At 67.7% G+C, this 12,302-nt stretch carries 17 protein-coding genes; 12 read left to right on the plus strand and 5 right to left on the minus strand.

Annotation, left to right across the window (positions count from 1 at the left end; translation table 11 throughout):
• Position 1: 1 nt before the first annotated feature.
• Positions 2-334, minus strand: coding sequence for an AtpZ/AtpI family protein (locus tag IE266_RS15715; protein ID WP_189681055.1), 333 nt, complete (start codon positions 332-334; stop codon positions 2-4).
• A gap of 228 nt (positions 335-562) precedes the next feature.
• Here IE266_RS15715 and IE266_RS15720 point away from each other — a divergent pair, with 228 nt between their 5' ends.
• Positions 563-898 (plus strand): ArsR/SmtB family transcription factor, encoded by a 336-nt coding sequence (locus IE266_RS15720; protein ID WP_189681110.1) that lies wholly within the window; start codon positions 563-565, stop codon positions 896-898.
• A gap of 61 nt (positions 899-959) precedes the next feature.
• Here the strand turns inward: IE266_RS15720 and IE266_RS15725 are convergent, their stop codons facing one another.
• Together IE266_RS15725 and IE266_RS15730 are read right to left on the minus strand one after the other, a co-directional pair.
• Positions 960-1,850 (minus strand): DMT family transporter, encoded by an 891-nt coding sequence (locus tag IE266_RS15725; protein WP_189681056.1) that lies wholly within the window; start codon positions 1,848-1,850, stop codon positions 960-962.
• Entirely contained in the window at positions 1,841-2,716 is an 876-nt protein-coding gene (locus tag IE266_RS15730; protein ID WP_189681057.1) for a LysR family transcriptional regulator, read from the minus strand. The genes IE266_RS15725 and IE266_RS15730 overlap by 10 nt, the downstream gene beginning before the upstream one ends.
• A gap of 178 nt (positions 2,717-2,894) precedes the next feature.
• Here IE266_RS15730 and IE266_RS15735 point away from each other — a divergent pair, with 178 nt between their 5' ends.
• The 11 genes from IE266_RS15735 (at position 2,895) to trmD (ending at position 9,696) form a co-directional block, all read left to right on the plus strand.
• Complete coding sequence (locus IE266_RS15735) at positions 2,895-3,416, plus strand: hypothetical protein (protein WP_189681058.1); 522 nt, start codon at positions 2,895-2,897, stop codon at positions 3,414-3,416.
• 144 nt (positions 3,417-3,560) lie between these two features.
• Entirely contained in the window at positions 3,561-5,051 is a 1,491-nt protein-coding gene (ffh, locus tag IE266_RS15740; RefSeq protein WP_189681059.1) for a signal recognition particle protein, read from the plus strand.
• Positions 5,052-5,076: 25 nt separating this feature from the next.
• Positions 5,077-5,649: a GNAT family N-acetyltransferase gene (locus IE266_RS15745; protein ID WP_189681060.1), complete on the plus strand. Its 573-nt coding sequence runs from the start codon at positions 5,077-5,079 to the stop codon at positions 5,647-5,649.
• Complete coding sequence (locus tag IE266_RS15750) at positions 5,646-6,188, plus strand: GNAT family N-acetyltransferase (RefSeq protein ID WP_189681061.1); 543 nt, start codon at positions 5,646-5,648, stop codon at positions 6,186-6,188. The genes IE266_RS15745 and IE266_RS15750 overlap by 4 nt, the downstream gene beginning before the upstream one ends.
• Complete coding sequence (locus IE266_RS15755; RefSeq protein ID WP_189681062.1) at positions 6,185-6,697, plus strand: GNAT family N-acetyltransferase; 513 nt, start codon at positions 6,185-6,187, stop codon at positions 6,695-6,697. Before IE266_RS15750 ends, IE266_RS15755 begins: the two co-directional genes overlap by 4 nt.
• Entirely contained in the window at positions 6,697-7,302 is a 606-nt protein-coding gene (locus tag IE266_RS15760; protein ID WP_189681063.1) for a GNAT family N-acetyltransferase, read from the plus strand. Before IE266_RS15755 ends, IE266_RS15760 begins: the two co-directional genes overlap by 1 nt.
• Complete coding sequence (locus IE266_RS15765) at positions 7,295-7,594, plus strand: chorismate mutase (protein WP_189681064.1); 300 nt, start codon at positions 7,295-7,297, stop codon at positions 7,592-7,594. Before IE266_RS15760 ends, IE266_RS15765 begins: the two co-directional genes overlap by 8 nt.
• Before the next feature lie 40 nt (positions 7,595-7,634).
• Positions 7,635-7,988 (plus strand): 30S ribosomal protein S16, encoded by a 354-nt coding sequence (gene rpsP / locus IE266_RS15770; protein ID WP_189681065.1) that lies wholly within the window; start codon positions 7,635-7,637, stop codon positions 7,986-7,988.
• 137 nt (positions 7,989-8,125) lie between these two features.
• Positions 8,126-8,635, plus strand: coding sequence for a ribosome maturation factor RimM (gene rimM, locus IE266_RS15775; RefSeq protein WP_189681066.1), 510 nt, complete (start codon positions 8,126-8,128; stop codon positions 8,633-8,635).
• Positions 8,636-8,705: 70 nt separating this feature from the next.
• On the plus strand, positions 8,706-8,867 hold the full coding sequence (locus IE266_RS15780; protein ID WP_189681067.1) for a DUF1328 family protein: 162 nt from the start codon (positions 8,706-8,708) through the stop codon (positions 8,865-8,867).
• 37 nt (positions 8,868-8,904) lie between these two features.
• Positions 8,905-9,696, plus strand: a complete 792-nt coding sequence (gene trmD, locus IE266_RS15785) for a tRNA (guanosine(37)-N1)-methyltransferase TrmD (RefSeq protein ID WP_189681068.1) — start codon at positions 8,905-8,907, stop codon at positions 9,694-9,696.
• 129 nt (positions 9,697-9,825) lie between these two features.
• Here the strand turns inward: trmD and IE266_RS15790 are convergent, their stop codons facing one another.
• Positions 9,826-10,752, minus strand: a complete 927-nt coding sequence (locus IE266_RS15790) for a 3-hydroxyacyl-CoA dehydrogenase NAD-binding domain-containing protein (RefSeq protein WP_189681069.1) — start codon at positions 10,750-10,752, stop codon at positions 9,826-9,828.
• Positions 10,749-12,299 (minus strand): class I adenylate-forming enzyme family protein, encoded by a 1,551-nt coding sequence (locus IE266_RS15795; RefSeq protein ID WP_229864168.1) that lies wholly within the window; start codon positions 12,297-12,299, stop codon positions 10,749-10,751. The genes IE266_RS15790 and IE266_RS15795 overlap by 4 nt, the downstream gene beginning before the upstream one ends.
• Positions 12,300-12,302: the final 3 nt, after the last annotated feature.

Consider the following 12,302-nt stretch of genomic DNA (forward strand, 5'->3'; position numbering starts at 1 on the left):
GTCAGTTTCCCTTGTCGTCCTCTGCGGCCTCTGCGGCCTGCGTGGTCTTCCGGATCTCCTCGGCGCTTCTGAGCATCGTCTTGATGCCCGCCGCGAGACCCAACAATGTGAACAGCACGAGAAGGAACGGCAGCGTCCCGAACAGGCGGTCGAGCCCGTATCCCATGCCGAAGCCGATCCCTAGACCGGCCACGAGTTCGATCACCATCCGCCAGGCAAGCTGTGCCTGGGAGTAGTGCTCGTCCTTATGGGGCTTCGGCGTGTCGGCCTTCTTGGCCGCCGCGATCCGCGCCTCGAGCTGCGCCAGGCGCTGCTTTTGGTCGTCCTCGCTCACACCGTGAACCCCTGCAACAGTTGGCATGGTGCTAGAATGGGCGGGGTTCAGAGTCAATTGCCGGAATGACGCGGGGAAACTCGGATCATGCTGTTGTTATTGAATGATATTTTCGTATCATCGGTCTCGGCGTCGCAGGCTTTTGGCGCCAGTTTCCCGAAAATTGGCCAAATTGGCATATTCAACCTTCCGGTTGACGATTTCCCCATGCTGCGGCAAGTCATTGCCATGTCACATGCGCTCGACACCGTCTTTGCCGCGCTTGCCGACCCGACCCGTCGGGCGATCCTGTCGATGCTGCTCGAGGATGACATGGCGGTGACCGATGTGGCCGAGCCTTTCGAGATGTCGCTGGCAGCTATCTCCAAGCACCTCGTCGTGCTGGCCCGCGCGGGGCTTATCAGCCAGGAACAGCGCGGCCGGGTGAAGTGGTGCAAGCTGGAGCCGGATGCGTTGCGCGCGGCGAGCGTCTGGATGCAGGGCTTCGGGCAGTTCGAGCCGGTGAACCTCGACGCCTTCGAGCGGTTCCTCGCGACAGAGCTTGAAAGCCCGCCGGACGGCTGAGCGGAGAGCAAATCTTTCCGCGGAAAGATTTGCCAAAAGTTTCCGGGAAACTTTTGGCGTCCTAGTCGTCGTCGCGCAGCAGCAGGAACAAGGCCGCCACGGTCATGGCGATTCCGGCGAGCAGTAGGCCGCCGGGCGGCGTGCCGCCCAGCGCGACCTCCCAGCCGATCACCCAGCTGGGGGTCAGGTAGGTATAGGCCATGACCTTGGCGGCGGGCAGGCGCAGGGTGGCGAATTGCAGCAACACGAAGGTGATGGCGCTGGCGAAGACGGCGAGATAGCCCAGCGTGATCCAGACGATGAGCGGCAGCGCGGTCCAGTCGGTGGCGCGGATACGCGGCCAGCCCCAGAGCGTCAGGATCAGCCCGCCGGCCAGCAGCATCCCGAAGGTGAAGACCACCGCCGGCTCGCCCCGGTTCAGGCGGCGCACCATCGGTGTATATATGGCATGGGCGACGCAGCCCCAGAAATAGATGATCTCGCCACCGCCGACGTGGAAGGCGCGCAGCGCTGCCCAGTCGGCGCGGAAGATCACCCAGAGCGCGCCGGCACCACCGATGGCGAGGGCCAGGGCCATGCGCGGCGTCGTCACCTGGCGCAGCAGCAGCCAGCCGAAGACCGCTGACATCAGCGGGGTGAGGGTGAAGACCGCCGCGGCGCTCACTGGGGCGGCGGTTTTCAGGCCCTCGAACATCAGCACGAAGTAGAGGCCGAAGAGACCGCCGAGCACAAGGTAGCGCCAGGGCGCGCGGGCGGCGCTGCGGGGCAGGCCGGTGGTCGCCAGGGCGGCGATGCCGATCAGCAGGGTGGCTATGCCGAAGCGGGCGGCGTTCAGCGCAACCGGGTCGATGTGGTTGGCCGCGCGGGTGCCGAGCGAGAAGGATCCGGCCACCAGGGCCGAGAAGGCCAGCATGGCGAGATGGCCGCGCAGGGCGGCGGGACTCAGGGCCATTCGCGTGAGCGTTCCTTTAGGTAGGTCAGGAAGTTCTGCACCTTCGAGGTCCGGTGCAGGTCGACATGGGTCACCAGCCAGAGCGGCGATGTCCATTCCTCGCGCGAGGGCAGCACCCGGACCAGGCCGGGCAGACGGCTGGCTTCGCATTCCGTGAGGAAGCCTAGGCCGGCGCCGGCAATAACCGCCTCGCGGGCGCTGTGTTCCGAGGTGATACGGAAGGTCACCTGTTCGGGCGCGACCGCGGTCTTGAGCCAGCGGTAATAGGGCGCGCGGCTGTCGGGGTCGTCGGGGCCGACGAAGCGGTGGCCGGAGAGGTCCTCGTTGCCCTCGGGTTTGCCGTGGCGGGCGATGTAGTCCTCGCTGGCGAAGAGTGAGACCTTCTGGCGCACGAAGGGCTGCACCACGTTGTCGGGCTGGTCGGGCGGCGAGCCGGCGCGGATCGCCACATGCGCCTCGCCGTATTCCAGGCGGAACAGCCGGCCGCTGGTGAGGTAGCGGACGTTGAGATCGGGGTGGAGCTGCTGGAAATCGGTCAGCACCGGCACCAGCACGGGGGCCAGCGCGCTGAGCGAAGTCACGACCAGGTCGCCGCCGACCTCCTGGCCCTGACCGCGCAGGCGGGCGACGAGCTGGCTGAACTGGTCGTCGGTGGTCTGGGCGACGCGCAGCAGATCCTGCCCGGCCTCGGTCGGTGTGTAGCCGCGCGCGTGGCGCTGGAACAGCTTGACGCCGATCCGCGCCTCGAGCGCGTCGATGTGGCGGATCACGGTGGCGTGGTGAACGCCCAGCACCTCGGCCGCGCCGCTGACCGTGCCCTTTCGCGCCACCTGGTAGGCGGTGCGTACTTCGTCCCAGTTGTCCAAGTGTCACGTCCCAGGTTGGAGCGTCAGCTCACAGGTGTCGGCGCATTACAGCACTTGTGTGCGCGGGTGCAAAGAGGAATTCGGCCGGGGCGGCGTGGCCCGGTTGCAGCAGTCGCAGCCAGTCCGAACAGGAAGTTTTTGACAGGGGTCCTTGCGGCGCGCTTCATGGGATATGTCCATGAAAGTGACCCGCGACACGCCCGAACAGCTGATCCTTGCCGAGACGCCCTGGCTGCTCGGCGTCGCTTTGGTGCTCTTCATCCTGTTCTTCGTCGGCGCCGGGCTGCTGGTGGTGGCCGATGGCGAATTGCTGGGCCTGCTCTTCGCGGGGATGGGCGGCGGGCTGGGGTTCGGGGCCTTCGCTGTCTTCGTGGTGCGGGTGCAGGTGATCTTCGACCGGGTCGAGGGCGTGGTGGTGATGCGCAGCCGGTCGGTGTTTGGCTATACCGAGGTGCGCCATGACCTCGCCGATCTGGACGGTGCGGTGCTGGAGGAGACCACCGGATCGAAGGGCGGCACGCTGTACCGCCCGACGCTGGTATTCGCGCGCGGGATGAGCGCGGGACGTCATCCGGTGGTGACCGCCTATACCAACGGCCGGGGTCCGGGCCGGGCGGTCGAGGCGATCAACCGGTGGCTGGCGGCGGGGGAGCGGCAGGACACCCCAGCGCGGCTTGACTCTGCGCCACACAAGGCCTAAATCGCGACCAACCCGGAAGCGTTCAGCATTCCGGTCCCCCGGTGATCGGGGGATCGACCTCCACCAGCGCGATGCGCCCGTGGGGGCGTTTGTGCATTCATCGCCCCCTGGGGCACTGGTCAACAAGGGCGAAGGAGCCGGCGCATGTTTGAAAATCTTTCCGAACGCCTCTCCGGTGTGTTCGACCGGCTGACCCGCCAGGGTGCGCTGTCGGAAGAGGACGTCAAGACCGCACTGCGCGAGGTGCGCGTCGCCCTGCTGGAGGCCGACGTCTCGCTGCCGGTGGCGCGCGACTTCATCAAGGCGGTGCAGGACAAGGCCACGGGCCAGGCGGTCACCAAGTCGGTGACGCCGGGCCAGCAGGTGGTGAAGATCGTCCATGACGCGCTGGTCGGCGTGCTGAAGGGCGACGGCGACCCCGGCGCGCTGAAGATCGACAACCCGCCCGCGCCGATCCTGATGGTCGGCCTGCAGGGCGGCGGCAAGACCACCACCACCGCCAAGCTTGCCAAGCGGCTCAAGGAGCGCGAGGGCAAGCGGGTGCTGATGGCCTCGCTCGACGTCAACCGTCCGGCGGCCATGGAGCAGCTGGCGATCCTTGGCGTGCAGATCGGCGTCGACACGCTGCCGATCGTCAAGGGCGAGGATCCGGTGCAGATCGCCAAGCGGGCCAAGACGCAGGCGGCGCTGGGCGGCTATGACGTCTACATGCTCGACACCGCGGGCCGCCTCTCCATCGACGAAGAGCTGATGGAGCAGGTCAAGGCCGTCCGCGACGTCGCCAACCCGCGCGAGACGCTGCTGGTGGTCGACGGCCTGACCGGCCAGGACGCGGTGCACACCGCCGAGAACTTCGACGCCCGCATCGGCATCACGGGCGTGGTCCTGACCCGGATGGACGGCGACGGCCGTGGCGGCGCGGCGCTGTCGATGCGCGCGGTGACAGGCAAGCCGATCCGCTTTGTCGGTCTGGGCGAAAAGATGGACGCGCTCGAGACCTTCGAGCCGGAACGCATCGCCGGCCGGATCCTTGGCATGGGCGACATCGTCGCCCTGGTCGAGAAGGCGCAGGAGACCATCGAGGCCGAACAGGCCGAGAAGATGATGAAGCGCATGATCAAGGGTCAGTTCAGCATGAACGACCTGCGCATGCAGCTGGAACAGATGCTCAAGATGGGCGGCATGCAGGGCATGATGGGCATGATGCCCGGCATGGGCAAGATGGCCAAGCAGGTCGAAGAGGCGGGTCTCGACGACAAGGTCATCAAGCGCCAGATCGCCCTGATCCAGTCGATGACCAAGAAGGAACGCGCCAACCCGGCGCTGCTGCAGGCGAGCCGCAAGAAGCGGATCGCGGCGGGGGCGGGGCTGGATGTCTCGGAACTGAACAAGCTGCTGAAGATGCACCGCCAGATGGGCGACATGATGAAGAAGCTTGGCAAGATGGGGAAGGGCGGGATGCTGAAGCAGGCGATGAAGGGCCTGTTCGGCAAGGGCGGGATGCCCGACCCGTCGACCATGGACCCGGCCGCGCTCGAGGCCGCCGCGCGCCAGATGGGCGGGCGTCTGCCCGGCCTTGGTGGCGGAGGCATGCAGCTGCCGCCCGGCCTTTCGGGTTTCGGCAAGAAGAAGTGATGCTGCCTTGGCCCCGAGTTCGTCCATGACTGCCGATGAGGCACCCGAGACCTTCGGTCTGGAGATTCCGACTCTCCGGACCGAGCGCCTCGTGCTGCGCGCCCCGCGCCAGGACGACTTCGAGGTCTTCGCGGCTTTCTATGCCGGCCCGCGGTCGCATTTCGTCGGCGGTCCGCTGACCCGCGAACTGGCCTGGCGGATGCTGGCGATGGAGGCCGGGCACTGGCAGCTTCGCGGCTTTGGCCGCTGGATCGTCGAGGAGCGTGCGAGCGGCCAGGCGGTGGGGCTGGTTGGCCTGTTCGAGCCCGAGGGCTGGCCCGAGCCGGAACTCGGATGGGATCTTTTCGACGGGCACGAGGGCAAGGGCTTTGCCACCGAGGCCGCCGAGGCGGGGCGGGCCTTTGCCTATGACGTGCTCGGCTGGACGACGCTTATCAGCCTCGTGAAGCCGAAGAACGAGGCCTCGGCGCGGGTGGCGACGCGGCTGGGTTGCCGGCGGGACGGCGAATTCGTGCATGAGCGGCACGGGCCGATGCGGATCTTCCGGCATCCGGCCCCCGATGCGCTGGCCGATGGCGGGATGGAGGCCTACGCATGACGCATGGCCTTAACGTGACGCTGCAGGGCACGCCGGTTCTGACCACCGAACGGCTCATGCTGCGCGCGCCCGAGCCGGGCGACTGGCCGGATTGGCAGGCAATGCTGGCCTCGGAGCGGTCGCTCTATATCGGCGGACCTCTGGCGGAAGAAGGCAAGGCGTGGCGGTCGTTCGGGCATCTCATCGGTCATTGGGTGATGCGCGGGTTCGGCATGTTCGTGCTATGCGACAAGGTCAGCGGGAGGGCTCTGGGCATGGCCGGCCCGTGGCGCCCGGCCGGATGGCCCGAGCCGGAGATCGGTTGGAACTTGTGGACTGACGAAGCCGAAGGCAAAGGATATGCGCTCGAAGGCGCCGTTGCGGCACGCGACTTTGCTTTCTCGACCCTCGGGTGGCGGAGCTGCGTAAGCTATATCGATCCGGCCAACGCACGCTCCATCGCGCTGGCCAAGCGTCTCGGGGCCATCCTGGACGAGGGGGCGCCGACGCCCGAGAACAAGCCTGTCATGGTCTGGCGCCATCACGGAGCCGCCGCATGATCCCCGTGCTGACAACCGAGCGCCTGATCCTGCGCGGCCCGCGCGAGAGCGATTTCGAGGCGCTGGCGGCCTTCTTTGCCGATGGCGGCCGGTCGGATTTCTTTGGCGGTCCGCTGACGCGGGTGAACGCCTGGCGCTGGTTCGCCATGCTGCTGGGGCACTGGCAGATCCGGGGCTTCGGCTTCTGGATGGTCGAGCTGCGCGCCAGTGGGCAGCTCTGCGGCATGTGCGGCCTCTGGCAGCCCGAGGGTTGGCCGGAGCCGGAACTTGGCTGGGCCGTCTTTGAGGGGTTCGAGGGACAGGGCATCGCGCGCGAGGCCGCGCTGGCAGCGCGGGCCCATGCCTATGGGACGCTGGGCTGGACCACGCTGGTGTCGAACATCATGCCGGGCAACGACCGCTCCATCGTGCTGGCCGAACGGCTGGGCGCGCGGCTGGACCGGCGGTTCGACAACCCGCTGGTGGGCGAGGAACTGGTCTATCGCCACCCGGCGCCGGAGGCCGTCTGATGGGCCACCGCGACATTCCCGTGATCGAGACCCGGCGGCTGATCCTGCGCGGCCCGCGGCCGGAGGACTACCCCGATTTCAAGGCGACCTTCGCCTCGTATCGCTCGCGCTTCATGGGCGGGCCGCTGAATGCCTACGAGGCCTGGATGCTTTACGCCGCCGAGATCGGCCATTGGGAGATCCGCGGTTTCGGCATGTGGATGATCCACGAGCGCGCCACCGAGGCGACCGTGGGCATGGCGGGCGGCTGGCAGCCAGCCAAATGGCCCGAGCGCGAGATCGCCTGGATCATTTGGCCCGACAGGGCCGGCAAGGGCTTCGCGCTGGAGGCGACACACGCGGTGCGCGGCCATCTCTACAAGCGGATGGGCTGGGCCGGGGCGGTCAGCTACATCGACCCGAAGAACCTCGACTCGATCCGTCTGGCCGAGCGCCTGGGCGCCGTGAAGGACCCGGAGGCCGAGACCATCGACGGGTCGGACGCGGTCTATCGTCATCCCTCGCCCGCGAAGCTGGAGAACAGCCAGCTTGCGCACGGGATCGAGATGGAAATCTCGCATTACGCAGATCCGCTGTTCAAACCGAAAGGCTGGGCCATTGACTGACGACGTGACCAAACGCGCCGCCGCGCTGCTGAAGGAGCACCGCGAGAGCATCGACCGGCTCGACGCCATCCTCGTCTATACGCTGGGCGAGCGGTTCAAGCACACCCAGGCCGTGGGCAAGCTCAAGGCCGAGCACGACCTTCCCCCGTCCGATCCCGCGCGCGAAGCGACGCAGATCGCCCGGCTCGAAGACCTGGCCGTCAAGGCCGACCTGGACCCCGAATTTGCCAAGGCCTTCCTGGCCTTCATCATCCGGGAAGTCATTCACCACCACGAGAAACACCAGAAATGACCGGGACGACCCCGGCCACAGCCATCTAGGAGACAGTACCATGGCAATGAAGATCAGACTCGCCCGCGGCGGTTCCAAGAAGCGCCCGTCCTACCGCATCGTCGCAGCCGACTCGCGCATGCCGCGCGATGGCCGTTTCATCGAGAAGCTGGGCACCTATGACCCGATGCTGCCGAAGGACGACGAGAACCGCGTCAAGATGAACGTCGAGCGCGTGCAGCACTGGCTGAACCTCGGCGCCCAGCCGACCGACCGGGTTGCCCGGATGCTCGAAGCCGCCGGCCTGCGCGGCAAGACCGAGCGCAGCAACCCGAAGAAGGGCGAGCCGGGCAAGAAAGCCAAGGCCCGCGCCGAAGAGAAAGCCGCCAAGGCAGCCGCCACCGCCGAGGAGTGATCCCGGACGGGTTGTCCTCACGCGGATGACTTCGGAGGGGGCCTCCCCCCTCCTTTTCCCTCCCCCGCAGCGGGGGAGGGAAGCGCCCGGCGATCCGCGGCGCGATTTGATGCCCACCCCCGTCAGGAGCCGCTTTCATGTCTGAGCTGATCTGCGTCGGAGCCATCGCCGGAGGGTTCGGCGTCATGGGCGAGGTGCGGCTGAAGAGCTTCTGCGCCGTGCCCGAGGACATTGCCGCCTATGCGCCGCTGTCGAACGAGGACGGAACGCGCACCTTTGCCGTTCGGATCACCCGGCCGATTTCCGGCGGCTTTGCCGCGCGGCTGGGCGGGATTACGACCAAGGAACAGGCCGATGCGCTGAAGGGGCTGCGGCTTTATGCGCTGCGCGACCGGCTGCCTTCGCTGCCGGATGACGAATATTACCATGCCGACCTGATCGGGCTGCAGGTGGTGGACACCGGCGGCGCCGTTCTGGGCGAGGTGATCGCCGTTCAGAACCACGGTGCTGGCGACCTGCTCGAGATCCGCCGCGGGGCTGGGCAGGAGACGGTGCTGCTGCCCTTCACGCTGGCTGCCGTGCCGACGGTCGACCTCACGGCGGGCCGCATCGTCGCCGATCCGCCCGAGGGGCTGTTCGAGCGCTGAGGGAACTGCGCCCGGCCGCGCGACGTTCTCCCTGCAAGCGGTCCCTCGGGGCCTTGCAAGGAGATTACGAATGCTGTCCTGGATCCTCATCCTGCTTGTCGTCGCGGCCATCGCCGCGCTGCTTGGCTTCAACTCGATCTCGGGGGCGGCGCTGACCGGCGCGCGTATCCTGATCCTGGTGGTGCTGGTGCTGTTCCTGCTGGCGCTTTTCGGCATCTTCGCCATCGCCTGACGCTGGATTCCGCCGCGCTTTGCGCTAGACAGGCGGCATGAGCTCACCCGATCGTTCCCATGGCCGCAAGGCTGTCCGCCTGTCCGTGAAACCCCGCGAACTCCTGACGCCTGTGCCTGACCTGGCCGGGGCCTGGGAGGCGCGCGTGATCACCCTGTTTCCGAACGCCTTCCCCGGCGTGCTGGGCGAGAGCCTGACCGGCAAGGCGCTGCAGGACGGCCGCTGGCGGCTGGAAACCCTGGATCTCCGCGAATTTGGGATCGGCAAGCATCGCAATGTCGACGACACGCCTGCCGGGGGCGGTGCGGGCATGGTGCTGCGCGCGGACGTGGTGGGGCCTGCGATCGAGGCGGCGATGACCGGGGCGGGGCGGAACTGGCCGCTGATCTGCCTCAGCCCGCGCGGCGCGCCGATGACGCAGGCGCTGATGCAGCGGCTGGCGCGGGCCGATGGGGTCACGCTGATTTGCGGGCGCTTCGAGGGCTTTGACGAGCGGGTGCTGGAGCACTACGGGGTCGAGGAGGTAAGCCTCGGCGATTTCGTGATGACCGGCGGCGAGATCGCGGCGCAGGCACTGATCGATGCCACGGTGCGGCTGCTGCCCGGCGTGTTGGGCAATGCGGCTTCGACCGAGGAAGAGAGCTTTTCGGCGGGGTTGCTGGAGCATCCGCAATATACCCGCCCGGCGGAATGGCAGGGCAGTGCGATTCCCGATGTGCTGATGTCGGGCAACCATGGCGAGATCGCGCGCTGGCGGCGGGAGCAGTCGGAACGGCTGACCCGCGAGCGGCGGCCGGATCTCTGGGCGAAGATCCAGGGCGAGGACTGAGCGGGGCCGAATTCCTGCGAGGAATTCGGTCCGGAATTTTGCGAAAATTCCGTTTGGCGTGGGCGGTTGTCGGGGGCGCGAATTCCTCGCAGGAATTCGTTGCGGAGTTCTCGAAGAATTCCGGGCTGGTCAGAACCCGTGTTGACGTTTGAGCGCGGCCAGCGCGACCAGCGCGGCGTCGCGCCGTTCGGCCAGGGCCTCGGGACTTTCGCTGCCGATCTCCGCTTCGACGCCGCCGACCAGCTGCGCCTTGAGTTCTTCCGTCAGCGCGGACTGGCCAAGGTCGGACCAGCGGGCCTCCTGCGTCGGGCCGAGGTGGTCGAGGTAGTGCCGATAGCCGCCCGCCCCGCCGCCGAGGTGGTAGATCAGGTGCGGCCCCATCAGCGCCCAACGCATGCCCGGCCCGGCGGCAATGGCCTTGTCGATGTCGCCGACATCGGCGATGCCCTCGGCCACCATATGCACCGCCTCGCGGTAGAGCGCCGAGGTGAGGCGGTTTGCGAGGTGGCCCGGCACCTCTTTCTTCACCCGGATGGGGACGCGCTGCATCTGCAGGTAGAAGGCCTCGGCCCGGTCGACGGTGTCGGGCGCGGTCAGCCGGCCCGCGACCAGTTCGACCATCGGCACGAGATGCGGCGGGTTCATCGGATGAGCGACGAGAATGCGTTCGGGGTGGCGGGCCCCGGCCTGGATGTCGGAGGCCATCAGCGAGGAGGTCGAGGAGGCGATGACCACCTCGGGCCCGATCACCGCTTCGAGCGAGGCGACGATCTCCTCCTTCATGGCGATGCGGTCGGGGCCGTTTTCCTGCAGGTAGTCGACCCTGGCCAGCGCGGCCACGTCGGTTGAGAATGCCGCCTGGCGGGGCGTCTCCGTCTCGGTCAGCCCGAGGGCCCGCAGGTGCGGCCATGCGGCTGCGATGAAGGCCGCCAGCTCTGCCCCGGCGGCGGGGCGGGGATCGACCACGGTGACCTCGATCCCGCGGGCGAGGAAGAGGCTGGCCCAGCTCATGCCGATCAGCCCACCGCCCATGATCCCGACGTGGCGGACACTCATGCCGGCTGGCCTGCCCAATAGGGCGCGCGCAGTTCGCGCTTGAGGATCTTGCCGATCGAGCTGCGCGGCAGCACCTCGCGGAACTCGACGCCCGAGAGCCGCTGGCTCTTGCCGAGGCGGGCGTTGGCGTCGGCGCAGATCTGCCCGACCGTGCGGGTCGCGCCGGCGCGGGTCACCACCAGGCCCAGCGGGGTTTCGCCCCATTGCTCGGAAGGCACGCCGATCACCGCCGCGTCGGTCACGTCGGGGTCGGCAAGCAGGACGCGTTCGAGATCGTCCGCATAGATGTTGAGACCGCCGGAAATGATCATGTCCTTCTTGCGGTCGGACAGGATCAGGAAACCGTCCTCGTCGAAGCGGCCCATGTCGCCCGAGCGGAAATAGACCTTCCCCGCGGCATCGCGCCAGATGTAGTCGGCGGTCAGGTCGTCGCGGCCGAAGTAGCCGGCCATCATGGTGGGCGAGCGGCCGCAGATCTCGCCGATCTCGCCGGGCGCGACGGGTTTGCCGGTCTCGTCGATCAGGACGATTTCGCAATTGGGCGCGGGTTTGCCGACGGTGTGCAGCTTGTCCGGGAAGTCGTGCGCCGGCAGCACCGTGACGCCGCCGCCCTCGGTCAGGCCGTAGTATTCGGTGAGCTTGCCGGGGAAGCGGGCCAGCACGTCGTCCTTGACGTCGGCGCGCAGGGGGGCCGAGGTCGAGAACTTGACCCGCATGGTCGAGAGGTCGAAGCTGTCGAAGTCGGGCACGTCCATGATGCGCTTGTATTGCACCGGGACCAGCATGGTGTGGGTGATCTTCTCGCGCTCGACCAGTTCGAGGTAGCCGCGGGCATCGAACTTTTCCATCAGAACGACGGTGCCGCCGCCCACCAGCGTCGGCAGGAAGGCGACGATGGTGGTGTTGGAGTAGAGCGGCGTCGAGAGCAGCGTGCGGGTGTCGGGCGCGTCGTATTCGTTGGCGTGGACCCGGTCCATCTGGGCGGCGCGCATCCAGTGATTGTGCAGGATGCCCTTCGGCGTGCCGGTGGTGCCCGAGGAATAGATCAGGTTGACCGGATCGGCAAAGCCGACCGGCACCATCGGGTCGGTCTCGGCCGCGCTAGCGAGCATCGCCTCGTAGGGCTCGAAACCTTCGGCCTCGAAGTCGAAGGCGACCCTGTGCAGCGAGAGCTTGTCGAGGAAGGGCGCGGCGAGGTCGCGGTAGGCGTCGGCCAGCGCGAAGAAGCGGGCGCCGCAGTCGGCCAGCATCCGTTCCACCGCCTCGGAGGCGGCCATGGTGGCCAGCGGCACGATGCAGGCGCCGGCGCGCAGGGCGCCGATGAACAGTTCGGCATAGGCGGCGGAATTGGGGCCGAGCATCGCGACACGGTCGCCTTTCCGGATGCCGCGGGCGATCAGCGCATTGGCGACGCGGTTCACCCGGGCGTCGAATTGGGCCCAGGTGAGGCGGGTCGCGCCGCAGACCAGCGCCTCTTTCTCGGGCGCCACCCTGGCGCTGCGGCGGATCATGTCGACCACCGTCTCGGTCGGCGGTTGTTCGGGCATGGG

It is taken from the genome of Seohaeicola zhoushanensis (genome assembly GCF_014656415.1).
Lineage (GTDB): Bacteria > Pseudomonadota > Alphaproteobacteria > Rhodobacterales > Rhodobacteraceae > Seohaeicola_A > Seohaeicola_A zhoushanensis.

Coding starts and splice junctions, on each gene's coding strand:
- IE266_RS15755 (WP_189681062.1), top strand. CDS start 6,185: ATGATCCCCGTGCTGACAACCGAGCGCCTGATCCTGCGCGGCCCGCGC.
- IE266_RS15790 (WP_189681069.1), bottom strand. CDS start 10,752: ATGAGTGTCCGCCACGTCGGGATCATGGGCGGTGGGCTGATCGGCATG.
- IE266_RS15780 (WP_189681067.1), top strand. CDS start 8,706: ATGCTGTCCTGGATCCTCATCCTGCTTGTCGTCGCGGCCATCGCCGCG.
- IE266_RS15720 (WP_189681110.1), top strand. CDS start 563: ATGTCACATGCGCTCGACACCGTCTTTGCCGCGCTTGCCGACCCGACC.
- rimM (WP_189681066.1), top strand. CDS start 8,126: ATGTCTGAGCTGATCTGCGTCGGAGCCATCGCCGGAGGGTTCGGCGTC.
- IE266_RS15735 (WP_189681058.1), top strand. CDS start 2,895: ATGAAAGTGACCCGCGACACGCCCGAACAGCTGATCCTTGCCGAGACG.
- trmD (WP_189681068.1), top strand. CDS start 8,905: ATGAGCTCACCCGATCGTTCCCATGGCCGCAAGGCTGTCCGCCTGTCC.
- IE266_RS15745 (WP_189681060.1), top strand. CDS start 5,077: ATGACTGCCGATGAGGCACCCGAGACCTTCGGTCTGGAGATTCCGACT.
- IE266_RS15725 (WP_189681056.1), bottom strand. CDS start 1,850: ATGGCCCTGAGTCCCGCCGCCCTGCGCGGCCATCTCGCCATGCTGGCC.
- IE266_RS15795 (WP_229864168.1), bottom strand. CDS start 12,299: ATGCCCGAACAACCGCCGACCGAGACGGTGGTCGACATGATCCGCCGC.
- ffh (WP_189681059.1), top strand. CDS start 3,561: ATGTTTGAAAATCTTTCCGAACGCCTCTCCGGTGTGTTCGACCGGCTG.
- rpsP (WP_189681065.1), top strand. CDS start 7,635: ATGGCAATGAAGATCAGACTCGCCCGCGGCGGTTCCAAGAAGCGCCCG.
- IE266_RS15760 (WP_189681063.1), top strand. CDS start 6,697: ATGGGCCACCGCGACATTCCCGTGATCGAGACCCGGCGGCTGATCCTG.
- IE266_RS15750 (WP_189681061.1), top strand. CDS start 5,646: ATGACGCATGGCCTTAACGTGACGCTGCAGGGCACGCCGGTTCTGACC.